The 22,512-nt window shown below is 64.0% G+C and carries 16 protein-coding genes; 4 read left to right on the forward strand and 12 right to left on the reverse strand.

Translation table 11 applies throughout. The annotated features are described in order from the left end of the window. Nucleotide 1 precedes the first annotated feature (1 nt). On the forward strand, nt 2-637 hold the full coding sequence (locus CAG18_RS14100) for a Pr6Pr family membrane protein (RefSeq protein WP_015271585.1): 636 nt from the start codon (nt 2-4) through the stop codon (nt 635-637). Nucleotides 638-920: 283 nt separating this feature from the next. Here the strand turns inward: CAG18_RS14100 and CAG18_RS14105 are convergent, their stop codons facing one another. From CAG18_RS14105 to CAG18_RS14115, 3 genes are all read right to left on the reverse strand, one after another. Then, a complete protein-coding gene (locus tag CAG18_RS14105; RefSeq protein ID WP_015271584.1) occupies nt 921-1,682 on the reverse strand; it encodes a siderophore-interacting protein in 762 nt (253 codons plus the stop codon). Continuing rightward, nucleotides 1,675-2,220, reverse strand: coding sequence for a PadR family transcriptional regulator (locus tag CAG18_RS14110; protein WP_054573739.1), 546 nt, complete (start codon nt 2,218-2,220; stop codon nt 1,675-1,677). Before CAG18_RS14110 ends, CAG18_RS14105 begins: the two co-directional genes overlap by 8 nt. A gap of 89 nt (nt 2,221-2,309) precedes the next feature. Then, nucleotides 2,310-5,459, reverse strand: a complete 3,150-nt coding sequence (locus tag CAG18_RS14115; RefSeq protein ID WP_054573738.1) for a transglycosylase domain-containing protein — start codon at nt 5,457-5,459, stop codon at nt 2,310-2,312. A gap of 477 nt (nt 5,460-5,936) precedes the next feature. Here CAG18_RS14115 and CAG18_RS14120 point away from each other — a divergent pair, with 477 nt between their 5' ends. Further along, entirely contained in the window at nt 5,937-7,355 is a 1,419-nt protein-coding gene (locus CAG18_RS14120) for an amino acid permease (protein WP_013973978.1), read from the forward strand. 143 nt (nt 7,356-7,498) lie between these two features. Here CAG18_RS14120 and CAG18_RS14125 read toward each other — a convergent pair whose 3' ends face one another. Together CAG18_RS14125 and CAG18_RS14130 are read right to left on the reverse strand one after the other, a co-directional pair. Next, nucleotides 7,499-9,118, reverse strand: coding sequence for an FMN-binding glutamate synthase family protein (locus tag CAG18_RS14125; RefSeq protein WP_015271581.1), 1,620 nt, complete (start codon nt 9,116-9,118; stop codon nt 7,499-7,501). 277 nt (nt 9,119-9,395) lie between these two features. Next, entirely contained in the window at nt 9,396-13,664 is a 4,269-nt protein-coding gene (locus CAG18_RS14130; protein ID WP_015271580.1) for a DEAD/DEAH box helicase, read from the reverse strand. 226 nt (nt 13,665-13,890) lie between these two features. On the opposite strand from CAG18_RS14130, the gene CAG18_RS14135 reads away from it, so the two are divergent. Next, on the forward strand, nt 13,891-14,304 hold the full coding sequence (locus CAG18_RS14135; protein ID WP_015271579.1) for an NUDIX domain-containing protein: 414 nt from the start codon (nt 13,891-13,893) through the stop codon (nt 14,302-14,304). On the opposite strand, the gene metR is transcribed toward CAG18_RS14135, so the two are convergent. Further along, nucleotides 14,288-15,205: a transcriptional regulator MetR gene (metR, locus tag CAG18_RS14140; RefSeq protein WP_003258025.1), complete on the reverse strand. Its 918-nt coding sequence runs from the start codon at nt 15,203-15,205 to the stop codon at nt 14,288-14,290. The genes CAG18_RS14135 and metR overlap by 17 nt on opposite strands. A gap of 196 nt (nt 15,206-15,401) precedes the next feature. Here metR and CAG18_RS14145 point away from each other — a divergent pair, with 196 nt between their 5' ends. Then, the gene (locus tag CAG18_RS14145; RefSeq protein WP_015271578.1) at nt 15,402-16,397 is read left to right on the forward strand and encodes an alpha/beta fold hydrolase; all 996 of its coding nucleotides are present in this window, start codon (nt 15,402-15,404) and stop codon (nt 16,395-16,397) included. A 168-nt stretch (nt 16,398-16,565) separates the two neighbouring features. Here CAG18_RS14145 and CAG18_RS14150 read toward each other — a convergent pair whose 3' ends face one another. The 6 genes from CAG18_RS14150 to CAG18_RS14175 form a co-directional block, all read right to left on the reverse strand. Beyond that, the gene (locus CAG18_RS14150) at nt 16,566-16,901 is read right to left on the reverse strand and encodes a GlpM family protein (RefSeq protein ID WP_015271577.1); all 336 of its coding nucleotides are present in this window, start codon (nt 16,899-16,901) and stop codon (nt 16,566-16,568) included. 25 nt (nt 16,902-16,926) lie between these two features. Next, on the reverse strand, nt 16,927-18,255 hold the full coding sequence (locus CAG18_RS14155; protein WP_013973972.1) for a sigma-54 dependent transcriptional regulator: 1,329 nt from the start codon (nt 18,253-18,255) through the stop codon (nt 16,927-16,929). Then, the gene (locus tag CAG18_RS14160) at nt 18,252-20,156 is read right to left on the reverse strand and encodes an ATP-binding protein (RefSeq protein WP_015271576.1); all 1,905 of its coding nucleotides are present in this window, start codon (nt 20,154-20,156) and stop codon (nt 18,252-18,254) included. The genes CAG18_RS14155 and CAG18_RS14160 overlap by 4 nt, the downstream gene beginning before the upstream one ends. A 72-nt stretch (nt 20,157-20,228) precedes the next feature. Beyond that, on the reverse strand, nt 20,229-20,963 hold the full coding sequence (locus tag CAG18_RS14165; RefSeq protein ID WP_015271575.1) for an amino acid ABC transporter ATP-binding protein: 735 nt from the start codon (nt 20,961-20,963) through the stop codon (nt 20,229-20,231). Beyond that, nucleotides 20,960-21,631, reverse strand: a complete 672-nt coding sequence (locus CAG18_RS14170) for an amino acid ABC transporter permease (RefSeq protein WP_013973970.1) — start codon at nt 21,629-21,631, stop codon at nt 20,960-20,962. Before CAG18_RS14170 ends, CAG18_RS14165 begins: the two co-directional genes overlap by 4 nt. Further along, nucleotides 21,632-22,378: an amino acid ABC transporter permease gene (locus tag CAG18_RS14175; RefSeq protein WP_015271574.1), complete on the reverse strand. Its 747-nt coding sequence runs from the start codon at nt 22,376-22,378 to the stop codon at nt 21,632-21,634. Nucleotides 22,379-22,512 lie beyond the last annotated feature (134 nt).

Consider the following 22,512-nt stretch of genomic DNA (forward strand, 5'->3'; position numbering starts at 1 on the left):
CATGCCACGTCGCCCCTGGCTGACCGGCATGGCCGTGCTGGGCTGGTTCGGCCTGACCGTGCAGGTGTATCTGGTGCTGCTGGCGCGTTGGCAGGAGCAGGCCAGCCTGGTGGGTGGTCTGATCAATGTGTTCGGGTATTTCACCGTGTTGACCAACACCCTGGTGGCAACGGTGCTCAGTTATGCGGCGTTTGGCCGGGAAGGCCGTGCCAAACGCTTTTTCCTGTCGCCTTCGGTGAGTTCCGCAGTGGCTGCCAGCATCGTGCTGGTGGCATTGGCCTACAGCGTGCTTTTGCGTCACTTGTGGCAACCGCAGGGCTGGCAATGGCTGGCGGACGAGTTGCTGCACGATGTGATGCCCGTGCTATATGCCTTGTACTGGTGGTGCGAGGTGCCCAAAGGTAGGTTGCGGCTATGGCATCTGCTGGTCTGGGCGGTTTATCCGGCGACGTATTTTGCCTACGCGCTGTGGCGTGGGAGCGAGATTGGCGTGTATGCCTACCCGTTCATCGACGTGGCGAGCCTGGGGTATGGGCAGGTAGTGCTCAATGCCCTGGGGGTGTTGGCGGGGTTCTGGGGGATTGGGCTGGTGTTGCTGGGGCTGGATCGGTGGCGGGGGCTGCACAGATTGGCTTGACCTGCACTGGCCCTATCGCCGGCAAGCCAGCTCTCATAGAACAACACATGACTCATTGGTTCGGCGAGGTTCTGTAGGAGCAGCCTTGTGCTGCGAAAAGGCCGGTGCTGACAAAGCCTGTCTATTGGCTGTACCGGCCTTTTCGCAGCACAAGGCTGCTCCTACGAAGGATGCGTCAGACGTGCGATATTGGTTCTCTGCACGACAGCGCAGCCCTTGAGCGCTGCGGGGGACCTGTGGGAGCCGGCTTGCCGGCGATAGGGCCCATGCAGGCAATAAACAATCATTCGTCGTCCGCAGTCCCGTCGGCACGCCAGTAGGCCACAGCCTTGAGCGCATCCTCAGGCAAGCCTTTCTCCAGCAACAGTGCTTTGGCCTGCCGGCTCAGGGCTTTTTCCAGTGCCACCCAGCCGTACAACCGGCCCTGCGGCAAGGTCAGGTTCTTCACCAGTGCCAGCAAGTCCTCCTGTTGGCGACGTACCCAGATCACCTCCACCTGTGCCTTGCTAGGCAGTGGCTGGCGTTCCTGCTCGTCTTCGATCTGGATAACCGCCAGCACCTGACGGCCCGCAGGCAACTCCTCCAGGCGGCGGCCAATGGCCGGGATGGCAGTTTCGTCACCGATCAGCAGGTAGCTGTCGAAGATGTCCGGCACCACCATCGAAGCCCGCGGCCCGGCGATGTTCAGGGTTTGCCCGGGTGCCGCCTGGGCGGCCCAGGTGGATGCAGGGCCATCGCCGTGCAGCACGAAGTCGATATCCAGTTCATTGGCCACCAGGTCGATGCGCCGTGGCGTGTATTCGCGCATGGTAGGCCGTGCGCCACCTTCTCGGCCCAGGTTGCGAGCCTCGATGGCTTGCTGTTGCTCCGGCGTTTCGGCGAACAACAGCTTGATATGGTCGTCGCTGCCCACGCTGGTGAAACCTTGCAGCTCGGCACCCCCGAGAGTGATGCGGCGCATGCGCGGGGTCAGTTCGGTGACCCGCAGCACCTGCAGGTGGCGTTGGCGGATTTCGTGGTTGACGCGGTGAATGGTGTCACTCATGGGGTGTCTCCCTGGCAGGTTCAGCCGGCGAGGAGGCGATGGCCTTGGCGGCGTGGTTGAGCAGGTCGCGGACCCGCTCGATTTCTTCCGGTGTCCAGCGGCCGCTGTGCATGTGCAGTGCGTGGCGCAGGTTGCCGACCGCTTCATGAATCTCTGGTGGGCGGTCGTGGCCGCGCAGGGCGCGCTTGCTGACTTCGATGCGCATGCGCACGCCGTCCAGTGCGACGGCCTGTTCGGCCAGGGCGGTGCGGCCGGCTTGTGTGATGGCATAGAGGCGTTTGCTGCCCTGCACCTGGCCGCTGATCAGTTCGGCCTCCTCAAGGAAGTTGAGGGTGGGGTAGATCACCCCGGGGCTTGGGCTGTAGCTACCGTCGAACAGGTTTTCGATCTGGCGGATTAGGTCGTAGCCGTGGCCTGGCTGCTCGGCGAGCAGGGCCAGCATCAGCAGCTTGAGGTCGCCGGGAGCGAAGACGCGCGGGCCGCGTTCGCCACGACCTGGGCGCCGCTCGAAGGGGTCATGGGGGGTATGTTCGCGCATGGGGGCAGGGCTCTGTCGTTTGCGATATATCGTAAGATATTACTCAAGATATATCTAAAGACAAGCCCTTAATTGCAGATGATTATCATCTAGTTGTTCGATGTATCCCCTTGCGGCGCGGCTGTGTGCATGGCCACCTGCGGCGCTTTGCACTCATTCGGATTGCCCGGTTGCAGGTAAGGCATGAGAATCGGAGCCATACCCTTGAGCACCTGCACCGGCAGCGCCGAGGTGAACTTGAAGGCCTCTGCCGAGCGCCCCGGCACGAATGCGGTCAAGGTGCCGAAATGGTTGTCGCCCAGGAAGAACACGAAGGTGGCGGTTCGGTTCAGCGAGCGCGAGCCGATCAGTCGGCCGCCAGCACCAAAGCTTTCGATGCGGTTGTCACCGGTACCGGTTTTGCCGCCCATCACCAGTGGCGTGCCGTCCTGCAGCTTGAAACTGCCGGAAATACGCCGCGCGGTGCCCGCATCCACCACCTGCGACATGGCGCCTTTGAGGGCGCGCGCGACTTCGACCGGCAGAATCCGCACACCCCGGTCCGGGTCGGTGACCAGCTTGGTCTCGTAAGGCGTATTGGCTGCGAAGTGCAGGGTGTCGATCCGCAAGGTCGGCAGGCGCACACCGTCGTTCTGAATGATGCCGACCAGCTCGGAGAGGGCGGCGGGGCGGTCGCCCGAGCTGCCGATGGCGGTGGCCAGCGAGGGTACCAGGTGGTCGAATGGATAGCCCACGCGCTTCCAGCGCTGGTGAATGTCGAGGAACGCTTCGATCTCCACCATGGTGCGAATGCGGCTGTCACGGGCGCCCTGATGGCGGCTCTTGAACAGCCAGCCGTAAACCTCCTGGCGCTCGAAGCGGCTGGCATTGACCATTTCGGTTAAGGTCGAACCGGGGTTCTTCAGCAGGTAACCCAACAGCCACAAGTCCAGCGGGTGGACCTTGGCGATATAGCCCTGGTCGGGTAGGTCGTACTTGCCCGGGCCATAGGCGTCGTACATCTCCGACAGGCGGCCATCGGTCAGTTTGCCCAGGACGATCTTGTCACCCTTGAGGTGGGCGCGGACGAAGGCGTTGAAGGTTTCCTGGCCAGCCTCGGGGAACAGGTAGCGGTGCACGGCCGCCAACCGTTGCGGGGTCACGCGCATGCTGTCGAGGAAGGTGTCCAGTCGCTGCTGCGAGGTCTTGCGCTGGTATTTCTTCCAGAAGCGCATCAGGTAGTTGGTGCCTTCCTTGTCGGCGAAACGGGCCAGGTATTCCTGGCGGCGCGGGTCGGAGTCGTCCTTGAGCAGCGGCACGCGGTTATACGGTTGCTGGTAGGTCACGTAGCGCACCAGGTCGCGCATCAGGCGGATGAACGGCAGGTTGATCGATTCGCGCAATGCATCCTTGAGGGTTGGGTTGCGGCTGTTGTCTTCCTTGCGGAAGTTGTTGAACACATGCATGCCGCCGCCGGTGAAGAAGGCTTCGCCGGTGTTGGCCGAATACTTGCGTTCCAGTGCGGCATCGAGCATGGCGTCCAGGCTCTGGTTCTTGCTGTTCTGCGCCAGCCATTCCAGCGACCACTGGCTGATGCGGTCTAGCTCGGCGACTTCGACTTTCTTCAACTCGGCGGCTGGCTTGCCGGCGTATTTGTCGTGCAGTTCGGCGATGATCTCCAGGTAGGTGGTGAGCACCCGCAACTTGGCGGTTGAACCCAGCTCCAGCTTGCTGCCTTCGTTGATATCGAATGGCTGGTCGGTGCTGTCGGTCTGCACCCGCACCCGCGAGCCGTCGGCGGTGCGCTCGAACAAGGTGAAGCTGTAGCTCACCTGATCGGTGGTCTTGGCGGTGAGCAGGCGTTCGCCGATCAGGCCGATCTGCGCCGCGAATTCAGGGTCGGAAAGGTTTTTCAGGTACTGGCTGACCTGCAGTTGCAGGTCGGACTGCAGGGTGCTGGTGGCCGACAGATCCAGCCGGTCGAGATCGTACAGCGGGCGGTTGAGCATGGCTGCCAGGCGGTTGCGTGCCAGGCTGATGCCCTTGTTGGTGACGATCGGCACGATGGTCGGTTGAGCCACCCAGTCGCGGTATACCGCCTTGCTGGCCAGTGCAGCGTCGGCCAGTGGCCGCTCGATGACCTTGTTGGCGGCCAGCACGCGGATGTGCGCGTCGGTCAGTTCGGCCAGTTCGAGCCGCCCCTTGGACAGGTAGTGCGACGGCCGGCGCTGGGCAATCATCAGCGACAGCACCTGGCGCAGGGCCAAGCCGCGTGCGGCCATGCTCTCAGGGTCGCTGGCGGTGGAACTCAGGGCCTGGTTGACCTGGTCGAAATCGGCGCCGTACCACACCCGCAGGCCTTCGGCCATGCCATGCACTTCGCCATGCCCAGGTACTGCCGACAGCGGCACGCTGTTGAGGTAGTCCCGCACGATGCGCTGGCGCGCCTCGGTTGTATCAGGGCCGCCCTGATAGGCACGCACGCTGGCGGAAATCATCTGGCGGATCTTCTCGGCGCCGGAAACGGTCAGGCCGTCCGGTGAATGACGGTACTTTTCAAGCTGCGTGGCCAGGGTGCTACCGCCAGCGGACTGGCCGGGCAGGGCCAGGTACTTGGCCACCTGGCTGTAGGCGGCCTTGGCGAAGCGCGGCCAGTCCACGGCCGGGTTGTTGCGCGGGTCCTTGGTGTCGAGCAGGTCGCGGTTTTCGATGAACAGCAGGCTGTTGACGATAACCGGCGGGATCGCCGCAAAGTCCGGGTACAAGTGTTGCGGGTAGTTGTACTGGTACAGCATGTCGCCACGGCAGTCGGTGATCGACAGGCCAGCCTGGATTTTCTCGATATAGGGGGCGAACAGCCCATGATCGACGTAGTTCATCAACGCCGGCGAGAACTTCACCTGCTCGCTGATCAGGTAGTCGCGCTTGAGCAGGCGTGGCAGGAATTCGCCCAGGGCACTGTAGCCCAGGCGTTTGTCGAACGGCCCTTCGCCGGGGTAGACGATGGCATCGCTGGGGCCTGGTTGCAGCGAATAGGTGAGGGTGCTTGCCAGCTTGCTGAATTCCCGCGACTGCAGGTTGGAGGTGCGGAATTCGTCATATGCAGCGAAGCCGATGGCAACCAGCGCCACCAGCAGCATGAGGATGATCAGCCGCCACCATAGCCGACGCTGACGGGGGGACTTTGGTTGTGGCGTCTCGGCCGGAGGTATCTCGGGTGCTTCCGTTCTGCTTGGTTCCGATTGCCACAGTGCGCCCATAGTCTTCTATCCGGCCAGGTATTTTCGTCTTGCTTGTCTGAAGCTTAGACGTTGAGCGGGTCAGGTGAAAAATTTGTAAGAGACGGAGAAGAGTGGCGTAGGGCTATGCGGCTTTGGTGTGGGTTTCTTCATACGGCGATGTTGCTATGGTGGCCGGGCGATTTGGGGCCGCTTCGCGCCCCATTCGCAGCACAAGGCTGCTCCTATCAGGGGAATGCGTATCCATTGTAGGAGCAGCCTTGTGCTGCGAATGGGGTGCGAAGCGGCCCCAGAGATCTAGCTGAATATTCCTGTTTATACAGCGAAAAAACCTGCAAGGGTCTTCCTATACTGCTCGCCCCCTTCGCCTCGCCGGGCGCTCTATTCCGGCACTCGGGCCGGCCCACAAGGCCAGTTCGGCAAGCCAATGCCACGCCTATCGGCCTGGCTGGAGCTGCACGAAGGTCAAATCCAATAACAAAATGAGGTTGTATTGCTATGCCAGTCGGCAACCACTCTGCCCACGGCCAGGCCGCTGAAGGCGGCCCGCTCAAGCGTGAACTGGGCGAACGGCACATCCGCCTGATGGCGCTGGGCGCCTGTATCGGTGTCGGTCTTTTCCTCGGTTCGGCCAAGGCCATCGAAATGGCCGGCCCCGCCATCATGTTGTCCTATATCATCGGCGGCCTGGCCATCCTGGTGATCATGCGCGCCCTTGGCGAAATGGCCGTGCACAACCCTGTCGCTGGCTCGTTCAGCCGTTATGCCCAGGACTATCTAGGCCCGCTGGCGGGCTTCCTTACCGGCTGGAACTACTGGTTCCTGTGGCTGGTGACCTGCGTTGCCGAAATCACCGCGGTGGCCATCTACATGGGTATCTGGTTCCCTGACGTACCACGCTGGATCTGGGCCCTGGCGGCGCTGGGCAGCATGGGGGCGGTCAACCTGGTGGCCGTCAAGGCCTTTGGTGAATTCGAGTTCTGGTTCGCCCTGATCAAGATCGTCACCATCATCGCCATGGTCCTTGGCGGCATCGGCATCATTGCCTTTGGCTTCGGCAATGACGGCGTGGCAGTGGGTATTTCCAACCTTTGGAGCAACGGCGGCTTCATGCCCAATGGCGTGACCGGCGTGCTGATGTCGCTGCAAATGGTCATGTTCGCCTACCTGGGCGTGGAAATGATCGGCCTGACCGCCGGTGAAGCACGCAACCCGCAAAAGACCATCCCGCAGGCCATCGGCTCGGTGTTCTGGCGCATTCTGCTGTTCTATGTCGGTGCGCTGTTCGTGATCCTGTCGATCTACCCTTGGAGCGAAATCGGCAGCCAGGGCAGCCCGTTCGTCATGACCTTCGAGCGCCTGGGCATCAAGACCGCCGCCGGCATCATCAACTTCGTGGTCATCACTGCAGCGCTGTCGTCGTGCAACGGCGGCATCTTCAGCACCGGGCGCATGCTCTACAGCCTGGCGCAGAACGGCCAGGCCCCGGCGGCCTTCGCCCGTACGTCGAAGAACGGCGTGCCGCGCAACGCGCTGCTGCTGTCGATCGGCGCGCTGCTGCTGGGCGTGCTGGCCAACTACCTGGTGCCGGAGAAGGTCTTCGTTTGGGTGACTTCGATCGCCACCTTCGGCGCGATCTGGACCTGGGTGATGATCCTGCTGGCGCAACTGAAGTTCCGCGCCGGCCTGAGCTCCACTGAACGCAAGGCGCTGAAATACCGCATGTGGCTGTGGCCGTTGAGCTCGTATCTGGCACTGGCCTTCCTGGTGCTGGTGGTCGGCCTGATGGCGTACTTCGAGGATACCCGCGTGGCGCTGTACATCGGCCCGGCGTTCCTGGTGCTGCTGACGGTGCTGTACTACGCGTTCCGCCTGGCGCCGAAAGACGCGCAGGGTGTGGCCAGTACTGCTTCCTGATCTGAAATGGCTGGGGCCGCTTTGCGGCCCTTTCGCGACACAAGGCCGCTCCTACAGGCGACCGCAGCCAGCTGCATGGGTCGCGGTCGCCTGTAGGAGCGGCCTTGTGTCGCGATGGGCTGCGTAGCAGCCCCAGGGTTCTATCAGGCCGCCACTTCGCTGTTCGGTTCAAAGCTGTCCGCCCGCGCCAGCTGCCACATGCGCGAATAGAACTGCCCGTTCACCTCGCCAGTCAGCAGTTCACCCGGCTTCAAGAACACATGCATCTGCGAGAACAGTTTGATCTCGGTGGCCGAGATGCGCCGTACCAGGTGCTTGGCTTCCAGCTGCGCCGGGTGCTCCAGGCCCGCTGCCGCAAGCATTTCGGCCAGGGCACGCAAGGTATTGTGGTGGAAGTTCAACACCCGCTGGGCTTTGTCCGGCACCACCAGCGCACGCTGGCGCAGAGGGTCTTGCGTGGCCACACCGGTCGGGCACTTGTTGGTGTGGCAGCTCTGCGACTGAATGCAGCCGATGGCGAACATGAAGCCGCGCGCCGAGTTGGCCCAATCAGCGCCAATGGCCAGCACGCTGGCAATGTCGAACGCGCTGACGATCTTGCCGCTGGCGCCCAGCTTGATCTTGTCGCGCAGGTTCAGGCCAACCAGGGTGTTGTGCACGAACAGCAACCCTTCGCGCAGCGGTACGCCAATGTGGTCGGTGAACTCCACCGGCGCCGCGCCGGTGCCGCCTTCCTTGCCGTCGACGACGATGAAGTCGGGCAGGATGCCGGTTTCCAGCATGGCCTTGGCTATGCCCATGAACTCCCACGGGTGGCCCAGGCAGAACTTGAAACCTACCGGTTTGCCGCCAGACAGCTCACGCAGCTGGGCAATGAACTGCATCATCTCGATTGGGGTGGAGAAGGCACTGTGGCGCGACGGCGATATGCAGTCTTCGCCCATCAGCACACCACGGGTTTCGGCGATTTCCCGGGTCACCTTGTGCTTGGGCAGGATGCCGCCATGGCCGGGCTTGGCGCCTTGGCTCATCTTGATTTCGATCATCCGCACCTGCGGGCTGCGTGCCTGGGCGGCAAAGCGTTCGGGGTCGAAGCGCCCGTCTGGCGTGCGGCACCCGAAGTAGCCGCTGCCCAGTTCCCAGACCAGGTCGCCGCCATGCTCGCGGTGATAGGGGCTGATGCTGCCTTCGCCGGTGTCATGGTGGAAGTTGCCCAGCTTGGCGCCCTGGTTGAGGGCGCGGATGGCGTTGGCGCTGAGCGAGCCAAAGCTCATCGCCGATATGTTGAAGATCGACGCTGAGTATGGCTGGCTGCATTGCGGCCCGCCGACGATGACCCGGAAGCTTGCCGGGTCGGCCAATGGCGCCGGGCGCATGGAGTGGCCGATGAATTCGAAGCCGGACTCGTACACGTCGATCAGGGTGCCGAAGGGTTTGTCCGAGGCTTCGTTCTTCGCCCTTGCGTAAACCAGCGAGCGCTGGGCGCGGGAGAACGGCAGGGCGTCGCTGTCCGCCTCCAGCAGGTACTGGCGAATTTCCGGGCGAATGGCCTCGACCAGATAGCGGATGTTGCCCAGGATCGGGTAGTTGCGGCGTACTGCGTGGCGTTGCTGCAACAGGTCGAACAGACCGATGAGGCTGAGGATTCCGGTGCTCAGGGTGAACGGCCACAACCATTCGTGGTGGGTGAACGGAAGGCTTGCCAGGGTGAACAGCACACAGGCGGCGAAGAAGGCATAGCGACTGAGAAGTGACAGGCTCATACAGGGTCCTTGCGATGGCGCGGTCAGGCTCAGGGCCTGGGGCAAACCCCGACCATAGCCAAGTTGCTCGGCTGTGCAAATTAAAATCGGGGTAGCGAAAATCATTCTCGCAGAGCCTGGCGATAGTCTTCAGGCCAACACGGGCTTTTGTAGGAGCAGCCTTGTGCTGCGAAGAGGCCAGTAGGGAAACAGATTGTCTTCGGCAATAATGGCCTCTTCGCAGCACAAGGCTGCTCCTACAGGTGCTGTGCATGCCCTGAAGTCAGCAACAAGGGATTCAGATAGTGTCGCGCAGCAGCTTCTGCCGCCAGCTTTCCTGCTCTTGTGCCGGCGCTTCGACCAGGTACGAATAGTGCCCTGCCACCCGCATCGCCACTGGCACCCCGTCGCGGTACAGCAGGCGGTTGCCACTCACCGCCGGCACTTTCGCCCCCGGCAGCAACGACCCAACCAGGTTCAGCGGGTCACTGGCACTCACCACCACCAGAGTCCCGTCCAATTCACGCCGCCGCACCTGCCGCAGCAGCCCCACCGCCTCCGGCAAGGCGAACTGTTCGCCAGCCAGCCCGGCAATGAAACGCCCGCCACGAATCTCGCCACGCGCTTCCAGACGGTGATAGCAGCGCAGCAATTCGCGCCAGGGCGGCAACACATCGCTTTCGCGCTCCAGCAGGCGCCAGCACACCACGCCATAGCGCCGTAGCAGGGCCCGGGCGATGTGCTCCAGGCGCTGGCCGTCGTCTACAGCACCCCTGCGCAGCAACGCCCAGCGCCCGGCATGGGACATGCTGCTGGACAGCGGTGGGTGGCCGCGTCGGCTGTTGCGCGATGTGCGTTTCGCCGCCGGGGTGATCAGGCTGCGCAGGCCGGTGAAGCTGTCGGCCCCCACCAGGCCTGCTCCTACCAGCTCTTGCAAGGCCGTCTCCAGTTCGCTGGGCAGCAGGTGGGCGTCGTGTGCCAGCTCGTCGAAGAACAGCGCGCCATGTGCGTTCAGCACCTCGTGGACGCGTTGCGCCCGTGCGCCGAGGCTATCCAGAGCGGGTACGGGGGCAAGGCTGCGCCACAACCCAAGATGCTCGCGCGGCAGCAGCACCAGCGGTGTGCTCGACAAGGTGTTGCTCGACACGGTCGCCGCCAGCCGGCTCCAGGCAAACTGCCCGCTACGGCAGGCATCGTCGAGCCAGTGCGGGCTGTAGTCCTTGATACGTGCCGGCAGCAGTTCGGCCTCCCAGGCTCCGGCTGCACTCGGGAACCCTTGCAACTGGCCAAGTACCTCGGCCACGGCTTGCGGGCCGCGCAGGCGCGTGTCGTCAGCCAGGTGCTGCCAGTCGAACAGAAAGCGCACGAAGTCCTGCAGGCTGACCGGCTCGATCTCCCGGCGCAGGCGTTTGACCGTGTAGCGGTGGATGCGCGCAAGCAGATGGCGTTCGCACCATTGCAGTTCGCTTGCGCCGGGGCTGAAATGCCCACGCAGCACATAGCCTTCGGTCTCCAGGTGGGCCAGGGCCTGTTCGATGGCTTGCGGCGGTTTGCCAAGTGCTACCGCAATCTGCGCGCGGGTCAGCGGGCCATGGCCGCTCAGGCGGGCTCGCAACAGTTCGACCAGCGCAATGTCCGGCTCGATGGCCTGATCGAAGCCTGGCAGTACCTGCAACGCAGGTTCCAGCCGGGAGCCGGGATACAGCACCTGCAGCAGACTCGACCGCTCGCGTGCCAGCCACAGTTTTTCATCCACCAGGCGCAAGGCCCGGCCAGCCTTGGCCAATTGTCTGAGCAGCAGCTCCCAGCCGGCATTGCCCTGCACTTCGTCCTGGCTGATGACACCCAGGCCCATCAACGCTTCATGCATTTCGTCGGCGTTGCCCGGTTGCGGCCAGGCCTCTGCCGTCACGGCGGCAATCGCATCGGCGTCCAGCGCGCCCAGGTCGTCGCCGTTCTGCACCTCGTTCCAGCGCCGGTTGAGCACTGCCTGTGTGCGACGCTCTTCCAGTGGCGCGTCATCCAGGAAGGCATATGGCCGTGCATTGAGGATGGCCGCCGCCAACGGCGAAGGGGCGGGCAGATCGCGGCACAGCAGGCGTACCGTGCCGCTTTCCATGCGCCGCAAAAGTGCTAGCCAGCCTTCGCTATCCATCGCCTCGTGCAAGCAGTCGTCGAGGGTTTGCTCGACCAGCGGATGATCGGGAATCTGCCGCTCGCCGACGATGTTCTCCAGGCAGGCGATCTGGTCGGGGAACACGGCGGCAATCAGGTCTTCACTCTTCATCCGCTGGATCTGTGGCGCCACCTTGCGACCGCCGACAAAGCGCGGCAAGGCCATGGTCACGCTGGCGTTCCAGCGCCAGCGCACGCCGAACAGCGGCGCATCGAGCAGTGCCTGGACAAGGATCGACTCGGCGTTGCGGCTATTCAGGTAACGCCACACGTCGTCCAGTTCGAAGCTGTGGCTGGAGGACAGCGACAGCACGATGGCGTCCTCGCTGGCCGCCGCCTGCAACTCGAAGTTGAAGGTGCGGCAGAAGCGCTTGCGCAGGGCCAGGCCCCAGGCGCGGTTGATGCGGCTGCCGTAGGGCGAATGGATGATCAACTGGGTACCGCCGGACTCATCGAAGAAGCGCTCCATCACCAGCGTGCCCTGCGAGGGCAGGGCACCAAGCACTTCGCGGGTGCGGGCCAGGTAGTCGAGCAACTGGCCGGCGGCGTCTTCACTCAGTTCGAAGGTGGCCTGCAACCATGCCAGCACCTCGGCCTGGTTGTTGTCAGCCAGCTGTTGGTCGATCTGCGCCTGCAGCCGGGCCACCGCGGCGGACAGCTCGTCGCTGCGCCCCGGCGCCTCGCCCAGCCAGAATGGAATGGTCGGTGGCAGGCCATGGGCATCCTCCACCCGCACCCGGCCCGGCTCGACCCGCAGGATTCGATAGGAGGCATTGCCAAGCTGGAAGATGTCGCCGGCGATGCTTTCCACGGCGAAGTCTTCGTTGACGCTGCCGATGTTCAGCGCCTGCGGTTCGAGCAGCACGGCGTAGTCGGCGTTGTCGGGGATTGTGCCGCCGCTGGTCAGGGCGGTCAGCTGGCTGCCACGGCGGCCACGCAGGGTGCCGCTCACCGCATCGCGGTGCAGATAGGCACTGCGCACGCCCTGGCGGCCGTTGTAGCCCTCGGCGAGCATGCGCAGCAGGGCCTGGTAATGTTGCTGGTCGAGTTCGGCATAGGGCGTGGCCTGGCGCAGGCAGTCGAACAGGGCTTGTTCGTGCCAGGGCTGGTTGCTGGCTTCGGCGACGATCTGCTGGGCCAGCACGTCCAGCGGCGCCCGGGGAATGTGCAGCTCGTCCAGCTCGCCCCGGCGTATGCAGTCGAGCAGGGCCACGCATTCGATCAGGTCATCGCGCGAGGTCGGGAACAAGCGGCCCTTTGGCACGCCATCGACCTGGTGGCTGGCGCGGCCGACCCGCTGCAGAAAGGCCGCTATCGAACCTGGTGAGGCGATCTGGCAGACCAGATCGATGTCACCGATATCGATGCCCAGCTCCAGCGATGCAGTGGCCACCAGCACCTGCAACTGGCCATTCTTCAGGCGTTGTTCGGCATCCAGGCGTAGTTCCTTGGCCAGGCTGCCGTGGTGCGCGGCAACCGCCTCCTTGCTCAGCCGGTCGCTGAGGTGGCGGGTGATGCGCTCGGCCAGGCGCCGGGTGTTGACGAACACCAGGGTGGTGCGGTGTTCGCGCGCCAGGGTGGCCAGGCGGTCATAGACCAGGCCCCAGACATCGGTGGACATCACTGCACCCAGCGGCACTGGCGGCACCTCGATGGCCAGGTCGCGCTGCCGAGCATGGCCGACATCGACGATTGCGCAGGGGCGGCCGTTGCCGACCAGAAATTGCGCCACCCGCTCGACCGGGCGTTGCGTGGCCGACAGGCCGATGCGCCGCAACGGCCGGTTGCACAGGGCCTGCAGGCGCTCCAGGGTGAGTGCCAGGTGGGCGCCGCGCTTGTTGCCTGCCAGGGCATGGATTTCGTCGACGATTACCGTGTGCACGCTGGCCAGGCCTTTACGGCCAGAAGCCGAGCCCATCAGCACGTAGAGCGATTCGGGGGTGGTCACCAGGATGTGCGGCGCCAGCTTGCGCATGGCGGCACGCTCCTTCTGCGGGGTGTCGCCGCTGCGCACGGCCGTGGTGATGCGCGGGGCGTTCAGGCCCTGGTCCGCGAGGGCCTGGCTGATGCCTTCGAGCGGGGCTTGCAGGTTCAGGCGGATATCGTTGGACAGCGCCTTGAGTGGCGAAACGTAGACCACCTGGGTTTGCGCTGGTAGCTCGCCTTGGTGCTCCAGGCCTTGGCGGAACAGTTCGTCGAGCACGGCCAGGAACGCACTGAGGGTCTTGCCCGAGCCGGTCGGTGCGGCTAGCAGCATCGACTGGCCCGCATGGATCAACGGCCAGGCCTGGGCCTGGGCATCGGTCACCGTAGCGAAGTGGCGACGGAACCAGGTGCGCACGGCGGGGTGGAACAGCTCGAGCACCGGGTGGTGTTTGGCGGGCAGGTTCATGTGTTGGTTATGGAGGGTGTGGGGCGGGTTGGCAAGGGGCCGTTCGTCTGCTGGATCGGCTATGACCTGTGCCGGCCTCTTCGCGGGTACTGCGCCGCTCTCTGGCCTTGTGGTGCACCTGTGGGAGCGGGTTCACCCGCGAAGAGGCCGGCACATGAGACACTGGCCTTGTCAGGGCAAGGACCCCCATGGGATCCTCCCCGGCCATTGTTTCAGGTGAGCCCCCATGCCCAACACCATCCGCATAGCCGCGGCCCTGTTGATCGACCCCCAAGGCCGCACCCTGCTGGTACGCAAGCGCGGCACCCAGGCTTTCATGCAGCCCGGCGGCAAGATCGATGCTGGCGAAACCCCGGTGCAGGCGCTGGTGCGCGAGCTGCATGAGGAACTAGGCCTGCACATCGACCCAGCTCAGGCCGTGCACCTGGGCCGGTTCAGCGCCCCGGCCGCCAACGAGCCGGGCTTCGAGGTACAGGCCGAACTGTTCCGTGTCGACAGCGCCGCAGCCGTGCTGCCGGCCGCGGAGATCGAGGAGGTGGTGTGGCTGGCCGCAGACCAGGCACCCGCCATGCAGCTTGCACCCCTGACCCGCGACCTGATCCTGCCGCTATACCGCCAGGCCGTCAGCGCACCGCGCTGACGCCATCAAGGGTGGCGAACGAGGTGTCCTTGGCCGTGAGCAAGAAGTCGCGCATATATGGCGCATCGAGCATGTCGGTGCGCACGGCGGCATAAAGCGTGGCGAACAGGCCTTTCTCACCCAGGCGCTTGCCCTTCACATACCCGCGCGAACTGTACTCGTGCAGCGCCCAGTGCGGCATGCCGCAAACGCCACGGCCACTGGCCACAAGTTGCATCATCATCACCGTCAGCTCCGATGTGCGCACGGCGGCGGGCTCGATGTCGGCTGGCTCCAGGAAGCGGGTGAAGATGTCCAGGCGGTCGCGCTCCACCGGGTAGGTGATGAGGGTCTGGTCGAGCAGGTCCTGCGGCACGATGTAGGGCTTGCTGGCCAACGGATGCTGGTTGGCCACCGCCAGCATCGCCTCGTAGGTGAACAGCGGCACGTAGGTGATGCCCGCCAGGTCCAGCGGGTCGGAGGTCACCACCAGGTCGAGGTCGCCGCGGGCCAGGGCCGGCAGTGGTGCGAAGGCAAAGCCGGAGGCCAGGTCCAGCTCCACCTCCGGCCAGGCGTCACGGAACTGGTCGATGGTCGGCATCAGCCACTGGAAGCAGCTGTGGCATTCGATGGCCATGTGCAGACGACCGGCGGTGCCGCCGGCCAGGCGCGCGATGTCACGTTCGGCGCCGCGCAGCAGCGGCAGGGTGGCATCGGCCAGTTGCAGCAGACGCAACCCGGCGCTGGTGAAGCGGATCGGCTTGGTCTTGCGCACGAACAGTGGCAGGCCCAGGCGTTCTTCCAGCTCCTTGAACTGGTGCGACAGCGCCGACTGAGTCAGGTGCAGGCGCTCGGCAGCCTCCACGAGGCTGTCAGCCTCGCGCAGGGCATGAAGGGTTTTCAGGTGACGGATCTCCAGCACAGCTGACTCCGGTGTGTGGACTTGAGGAAACAGGGTATGAGTTGAGTTTCCCTCATGTTGCCGCGCCTGTCGACTGGGCGTACCGCCGCACCGCCTGGCGGGAGTCATCAAACTGTCACTGAACTGTGGCAGCGCGCCCGAACAGAATTCATCAGACTCGCGCTCTACTGGGGATCTGCATTCTGGTGTTTCTTTCATGCGGGCTTTTTGGCTTTTTCTTTTCTTTGTATTCGGCGTACCTGCAAGTTTCGCTGAACAGCGTTGTGACGCCCACGTGCCGGTGCAGCGTGCCGAGCTGGGCGCGGTCAGCCTTGTCTACCAGAGCGTCGGTGCGCCACGCGACCCGGCCTTGCTGCTGGTGATGGGCCTTGGAGGGCAGCTGATCCACTGGCCGGACGACGTGGTCGAAGCGTTGTGCCGCCAGGGCTTTCGGGTCATCCGCTATGACAACCGCGATGTCGGCCTGTCACGCTGGAACCAGTTGCCACCGACGGCCAACCTGACGGTCGAACTGCTGCGCTACAAGCTGGGCCTGTCGGTGGCTGCGCCCTATACGCTGACCGACATGGCGGACGATGGCCTGCGCTTGATGGATGCGTTGGGCGTGCGCCAGTTTCATGTGCTGGGGGTGAGCATGGGCGGCATGATTGCCCAGCACCTGGCTGCCATGGCGCCCGAGCGCGTGCGCAGCCTGACGCTGGTCATGTCCAGTTCAGGGGCGGCGGGGTTGCCGGCGCCGGATCCGGCGCTGGTGCAGTTGCTGGCCCGGCGCAGCGCGCCGAACCGCGAAGTGGCCATCGAGCAGCAGGCTGATCTGCTGGCGGCGCTGGGTAGCCCCGAGGTGCGTGACGACCGTGCGGCCTTGCTGCAGCAAGCGGCCGTGGCCTACGACCGGGCGTTCAACCCTGAAGGGGCCAAGCGCCAGATCATGGCGATACTGGCCGAGCCGAGCAGGGTCGAGTTGCTTAACCAGTTGCGGGTGCCGACCCTGGTAGTGCATGGCACGGCCGACCCGTTGCTGCCGGTGATGCATGGCGTGCACCTGGCGGCGCATATCCGGGGCAGCCAGCTGCGTTTGATACCGGGGTTGGCGCACCGCTTCCAGGAGCCGTTCAAGGCGCCGTTGCTGGGGGCGGTGTTGCCCTACCTGCAGGCACATCGGCAGGATGTCACGCATATCGCAGGGCTCTGAATTTCCATGCTTCCAGGCTGATGCTATCCCCTGTAGGAGCGGCCTTGTGTCGCGAAAGCGCCGCAAAGCGGCCCCGGCAACATTCGTTGCGAAGCTGAAATCGGGGGCCGCTACGCGCCCCATCGCGACACAAGGCCGCTCCTACACGGACCGCGTCAGCCGACTGCCTCAGTGCATCCGCACCCACAGGGTCACCAGCACGGTCGCAGCCATCAGCCAGGCCACCGTGGCCAGCGCCAGCGATGCCTCAAGGCGCATGCGGTCGACCAGTACATACAAGGTCGCCAGGTACACGAAGTACGGAATGATCGACCACATGCCGAACAGGATGGTGGTCTTCAGGTCGGCAATGCTGCGCCCCTTGCCGACAATGTAGTGGGCAATCAGGGCGAAGGTGGGGAACAGCGGCACCAGTCCGGCGATGTAGTAATTGCGTGTCTTCGACAGCACCGCCAGCAGCAGTACCACACCAGCACCCAAGGCAGCTTTGAATACCAGGTCCATGTTGTCTTTCCAGGTTGGGTTGAGGTCAGCCGAGGCCGTATTTCTTCACTTTGTCGAACAACGTGGTCTTGGCCATGCCCAGCTCCTGGCTGGCCTGGCTCAGGTTGCCACCAGTACGTTGCAGGGCATCGCTGAGCAGGTTGCGCTCGAACGCTTCCACCGCCTCGGCAAAGCCCAAGCCTTGGCTGGCACCACCGCTGGGGCCTTTCTTGAACGCAGGCAGGCCGAGGGCATAGCGTTCGGCGACGTTGCGCAGTTCACGCACGTTGCCGGGCCAGTCGTGGGCCATCAGGCGCGACAGGGTCTGGCTGTCCAGCGCAGGTGTTTCACGGTCGAAGCGCAGGGCCGACTGCTGCAGGAAGTGTTCGAACAGCTGCAGGATATCTTCGCGGCGCTCGCGCAGCGGCGGCAGCTCCAGTGTCACCACGTTCAGCCGGTAATACAGGTCGCTGCGGAACTGGCCACTCTGGCCCATGGCATCCAGGTCAGACTTGGTGGCGGCGATCACCCGGCAGTCCACCGGAATGCTCTGGTTCGAGCCCAGCCGCTCCAGGGTGCGCTCCTGCAGCACGCGCAACAGCTTGATCTGCAGGTTGATCGGCATGCTCTCCACTTCGTCGAGGAACAGCGTGCCGCCGTTGGCGTGTTCGATCTTGCCGATGCGGCGTTTGCCGGCACCGGTGAAGGCGTTGGCCTCGTGGCCGAAAATCTCGCTTTCGAACAGGTTTTCCGGCAAGCCGCCACAGTTAAGTGCCACGAACGGCTGGCCCTGACGACGGCTGAAGTCGTGCAGGCAGCGGGCGACCAGTTCCTTGCCGGTACCGGTTTCGCCTTCGATCAGCACGTTGGCCGAGGTATCGGCGACGTTGGCGATGAGCTCGCGCAGGTGCTCCATGGCCGGCGAACGGCCAATGATGCGCCCTTCCAGGCTGCTTTGCTCCGCCAACTGGCGGCGCAGGGCCACCACTTCGCGCGACAGCCCGCGCTGTTCGAGGGCGCGGCGCACCACGTCGACCAGGCGCTCCGGGGAGAAGGGTTTTTCCATGAAGTCGTAGGCGCCATTGCGCATGGCGCCCACCGCCATGTCGATATCGCCGTGGCCGGTGATCAGTACCACCGGCAGGCTGCGGTCGCGGGCCTTGAGGCGGTTGAGCAGCTCCAGGCCATCGATGCCCGGCAGGCGTATATCGCTGACGACGATGCCGGCGAAGTCGTCGCCGATGCGCTCCAGCGCCTGCTCGGCGCTGCCCACACCTTCACAGGCGATGTCTTCCAGGGCCAGCGCCTGTTGGCAGCCGAGCAGCACATGCGGGTCGTCTTCGACGATCAGGACGGTAAGAGGCGCTTGGTTCATGGGTGCTCTGCCGATTCGCTAGGGGGTGAGACCAGGGGCAGGGCCAGGACGAAGGCCGTACCGCCGCTGGCGGGATGCTCGACGTTGAGGCTGCCCTTGGCGGCGGCGGCAAGGCTCGCCGACAGGGTCAGGCCCAGGCCCAGGCCGTGTTCGCCCGGCTTGGTGGTGAAGAAAGGTTCGAACAGGTGCTTGCGCGCCTCGGCGTCGATGCCGTGGCCATTGTCGCGCACCTGCAAACGGTACTTGTCGCCCTGCAGCTCGCCCTCCAGCCACAGTTGCGGCAGCGGTTGGGCGGCCATGGCATCCAGGGCGTTGCCGATCAGGTTGACCAGGATCTGCTCCAGGCGGGTCTGGTCGATGGCAAGCTGCTGGTCCTCGAACTGATTGTGCAACTGCAGGTGGCAGGCGCTGATGCGGTTGGCCAGCACCTGCAAGGTAGCGTCCACCGCCTTGGCCAGCGAAGCCTGGCCACTGTCGTCGCTGCGTCGGGCGAACGAGCGCAGGCTGGCGGTGATTCGGCCCATGCGGTCGATCAGGTCGTTCATGGTACGCAGGTTGGTGCTGGCGGTTTCCAGCGCCCCGCGTTCGAGGAAGCGCACGGTGTTGCCGGACAACGTACGCAGCGCGGCCAGCGGTTGGTTCAGTTCGTGGGCAATGCTGGTGGACATCTGCCCGATGGCGGCCAGCTTGCCGGCCTGTACCAGTTCGTCCTGTGCGTGGCGCAGGGTCTGCTCGGCATGCCGGCGCTCGCGAATCTGACCCTTCAGGCGTTCATTGCTGGCACGCAGGTCGGCCGTGCGTTCGGTAATCCGTCGCTCCAGCTGGCTGTTGGCTTCCTGCAGGGCCTCGCGGGCTGCCAGGCGAGTGGCGATGACCTTGCGCCGTTCGTTCCAGGCGATGCCGAGGATCGCCAACAAGGCGAAGGCCACGCCCACCAGGATGCCCTGTACCATGGATTCGCGGCGCAGGTCCTGCAGCGGGGTCAGCAGGGTGAAATGCCAGGGCGTGTCGACCAGGCGCCGGGTCTGGGCCAGGTAGGCCATTTCGCGGGCCTTGCCCTGTGCGGTTTCGCTGTTGGCCGGGAAGGTCAGCTTTTCTACACCATCGGCCAGGGTCTCCCGTGCCAGCGGCTGCAGTTCGTTCAGCGGCCACCAGTAGTACTGCAGGCTGCGAGCCAGGCGCTCCTTGATCTGCGGGGTCAGCGGGCGTACCGACTTCAGGCGCCGGGCAGGGTCGCTGGAGAGGATGATGATGCCGTTCTCGTCGCTGACGAACGCCTCCAGGCGGGCACGCTGCCAGCGCTCTTCGAGGGTGTCCAGGCGCACTTTGATCACCGCCACGCCAATGATCTTGCCATGCTCCTCCAGGCCGTGGGCCAGGTAATAGCCGGCCTCGCCGGTTGTACTGCCTATACCGTAGAAACGCCCGGGTTCGCCGCGCACGGCAGTCTGGAAGTAGGCCCGGAACGACAGGTCCTCGCCGAGGAACGAGTCGGCATCGCGCCAGTTGCTGGTAGCCTGGACACGGCCGTTGGTGTCGAGGACGAAGATGGCCCGGCTGCGGCTGCGCCGGTTCAGGCCTTCGAGGTATTCGTTGACGGTCTGCCGCGAGCCGCCGTCAGGGTCGGTGAGCAGATGCGAGACGCTGTCTTCCAGCTCCAGCAGGCTCGGCAGGTAGGTGTACTTGCTGATTTCGCTCTCGACCGTGCGCGCGTGCAGCTCCAGCTGGCGCTCGCCGTTTTCGCTGAGGGTGCGGATGCCGCTGCTCTCGCTGATCAGGTAGCCAGCCATTCCCAGGCCGACCATCAGCAGAATGATCAGTGGCGGTAACAGCAATTGGCGGAGCAGGCGGGATTTCACGGCAGGCTTGGCAGGGAGAAGAAGCGAAGGATCGCATTTCATCACAGTGGCCTTGTCACGGCCAGCGCCTGCTGCCCGAAGGGCAGCGGCGCCGACCGCTTCAGTGAAGCAAAATCAGTGTTGCAGGATCTTGCTGAGGAAGTGCTGGGTACGTTCGTGGCGGGCACTCGGGTTGCCGAAGAAGTCTTCCTTCTGGCAATCCTCGATGATGTTGCCCTTGTCCATGAAGATCACGCGGTTGGCCACCTTGCGGGCGAAGCCCATTTCGTGGGTCACGCACATCATGGTCATGCCTTCGTGGGCCAGCTCGACCATCACGTCCAGTACTTCGTTGACCATTTCCGGGTCCAGGGCCGAGGTCGGTTCGTCGAACAGCATGACGATCGGGTCCATCGACAGGGCGCGGGCGATGGCCACGCGCTGCTGCTGGCCGCCGGACAGCTGGCCGGGGTGCTTCTTGGCGTGGGCACCGAGGCCGACGCGGTCGAGCAGGGCCAGGCCCTTCTTGGTCGCTTCTGCTTCGCTACGGCCAAGCACCTTGCGCTGGGCAATGGTCAGGTTCTCGGTGATGGTCAGGTGCGGGAACAGCTCGAAGTGCTGGAACACCATGCCAACGCGTGAACGCAGCTTGGGCAGGTTGGTCTTGGGGTCGGCGATGGAGGTGCCGTCGACCACGATGTCACCTTTCTGGAACGGCTCCAGGGCGTTGACGCACTTGATCAGGGTGGACTTGCCCGAGCCCGACGGGCCGCAGACCACCACCACTTCACCCTTCTTGACCTCGGTGCTGCAGTCGGTCAGTACCTGGAAGTCCCCGTACCACTTGTTTACGTTCTTGATGGAAATCATACGGCGATCCTTTTTTGCAGGCGCTTGACCAGCCACGAAGCGGAGAAGCTGATGAGGAAGTACACGACACCGGCGAAGATCAGGAACTCATGGGAGCGCCCGATGATGTCGCCGTTGGAGCGTGCCGAGTTGAGGAAGTCCACCAGGCCCACGGTGTAGACCAGCGAGGTGTCCTGGAACAGGATGATGCTCTGCTGCAAAAGCAGCGGCGTCATCTTGCGGAAGGCCTGGGGCAAGATGATCAGGCGCATGGTCTGGCCGTAGGTCATGCCCAGGGCCTGGGCGGCGCCCATCTGGCCTTTGGAGATCGACTGCACGCCGGCGCGGACGATTTCGCAGAAGTACGCGGCCTCGAACATCATGAATGCCACCACGCAGGAGGTGAAAGCACCTACCGGGGTGTCCTCGCCGGTAATCCAGCGCAGCACGAATGGTACTGCCAGGTAGAACCAGGTGATTACCAGCAGCAGCGGGATCGAGCGGAAGTAGTTGACGTAGGCGCCGGCCACGTTCGACAGCAGCTTGCTCGACGACAGGCGCATCAGGGCCAGGATGGTCCCCAGTACAATGCCGCCAACCACGCCCATTATCATCAGCTGCAGGGTCATGACCATGCCTTCCCAAAGGGCAGGCAGGGCCGGGATGATTTCGCTGAAATCCATGTCCATTTATTTGCCCCCTACGGAAATCAGGCCGGGCACCGAGACTTTTTTCTCGACCATGCGCATCAGCAGCATCAGGCCCATGTTCAGGGTGAAGTAGATCAGCGTGGCCAAGGTGAAGGCCTCGAACAGGTTCGCCGAGAACTCAGCGGTCTGCTTGGTTTGTGCCAGCAGTTCCATCAGGCCGATAAGCGACGCCACCGACGAGTTCTTGAACACGTTCAGGAATTCCGAGGTGAGCGGCGGAATGATGATCCGGTAGGCTTGTGGCAGCAGCACGTTGGTGTAGATCTGCGACAGGCTGAAGCCCATGGCGCGGGCGGCGGCTTCCTGGCCGCGGGGCAGCGCCTGGATGCCGGTACGCACCTGCTCGCACACGCGGGCGGCAGTGAACAGGCCCAGGCAGATGACCACGCTGATCAGCGCCGAGGTGGTCGGGTTGAGGTCCTGCTTGAACCATTCCTGCAGGCCTTCTGGCAACAGGTCTGGCACCAGGAAGTACCAGATGAACAGCTGCACCAGCAGCGGTACATTGCGGAACAGCTCCACATAGGCGGTGGCGATACCCGATACCAAACGGTTCGGCACGGTGCGCATGACACCGAGGACCGAGCCCAGCAGCAAGGCGATGACCCAGGCGGAGATGGCGATGGCGATGGTCCAGCCCAGGCCGGTGACGTACCAGTCCAGATAGGTTTCGCTGCCCACGCCGGTGGACTTGAAGAACACGCCCCAGTCCCAGTTGTAATTCATCGGGATTTCCCCTCAGACGGTTGTTTCACGGGCACCTTCCAACATCCGAGGGCATAAGCCCTCGGATGAAAGGTTAGACACTAACGGGTGGCCTGCAGGTTTAATTCGCGCTTTGCAGCGCAACAGGCCATGGG

This window comes from Pseudomonas sp. B22(2017) (assembly GCF_002113105.1).
Classification (GTDB): Bacteria; Pseudomonadota; Gammaproteobacteria; order Pseudomonadales; family Pseudomonadaceae; genus Aquipseudomonas; species Aquipseudomonas asiatica.

Bases quoted from the DNA above. Each gene is read 5' to 3' on its own strand.
- CAG18_RS14120 (WP_013973978.1), top strand. From the start codon at position 5,937: ATGCCAGTCGGCAACCACTCTGCCCACGGCCAGGCCGCTGAAGGCGGC.
- CAG18_RS14165 (WP_015271575.1), bottom strand. From the start codon at position 20,963: ATGATTTCCATCAAGAACGTAAACAAGTGGTACGGGGACTTCCAGGTA.
- CAG18_RS14135 (WP_015271579.1), top strand. From the start codon at position 13,891: ATGCCCAACACCATCCGCATAGCCGCGGCCCTGTTGATCGACCCCCAA.
- CAG18_RS14160 (WP_015271576.1), bottom strand. From the start codon at position 20,156: ATGAAATGCGATCCTTCGCTTCTTCTCCCTGCCAAGCCTGCCGTGAAA.
- CAG18_RS14150 (WP_015271577.1), bottom strand. From the start codon at position 16,901: ATGGACCTGGTATTCAAAGCTGCCTTGGGTGCTGGTGTGGTACTGCTG.
- CAG18_RS14145 (WP_015271578.1), top strand. From the start codon at position 15,402: ATGCGGGCTTTTTGGCTTTTTCTTTTCTTTGTATTCGGCGTACCTGCA.
- CAG18_RS14155 (WP_013973972.1), bottom strand. From the start codon at position 18,255: ATGAACCAAGCGCCTCTTACCGTCCTGATCGTCGAAGACGACCCGCAT.
- CAG18_RS14130 (WP_015271580.1), bottom strand. From the start codon at position 13,664: ATGAACCTGCCCGCCAAACACCACCCGGTGCTCGAGCTGTTCCACCCC.
- CAG18_RS14100 (WP_015271585.1), top strand. From the start codon at position 2: ATGCCACGTCGCCCCTGGCTGACCGGCATGGCCGTGCTGGGCTGGTTC.
- CAG18_RS14170 (WP_013973970.1), bottom strand. From the start codon at position 21,631: ATGGACATGGATTTCAGCGAAATCATCCCGGCCCTGCCTGCCCTTTGG.
- CAG18_RS14115 (WP_054573738.1), bottom strand. From the start codon at position 5,459: ATGGGCGCACTGTGGCAATCGGAACCAAGCAGAACGGAAGCACCCGAG.
- CAG18_RS14175 (WP_015271574.1), bottom strand. From the start codon at position 22,378: ATGAATTACAACTGGGACTGGGGCGTGTTCTTCAAGTCCACCGGCGTG.
- CAG18_RS14110 (WP_054573739.1), bottom strand. From the start codon at position 2,220: ATGCGCGAACATACCCCCCATGACCCCTTCGAGCGGCGCCCAGGTCGT.
- CAG18_RS14105 (WP_015271584.1), bottom strand. From the start codon at position 1,682: ATGAGTGACACCATTCACCGCGTCAACCACGAAATCCGCCAACGCCAC.
- CAG18_RS14125 (WP_015271581.1), bottom strand. From the start codon at position 9,118: ATGAGCCTGTCACTTCTCAGTCGCTATGCCTTCTTCGCCGCCTGTGTG.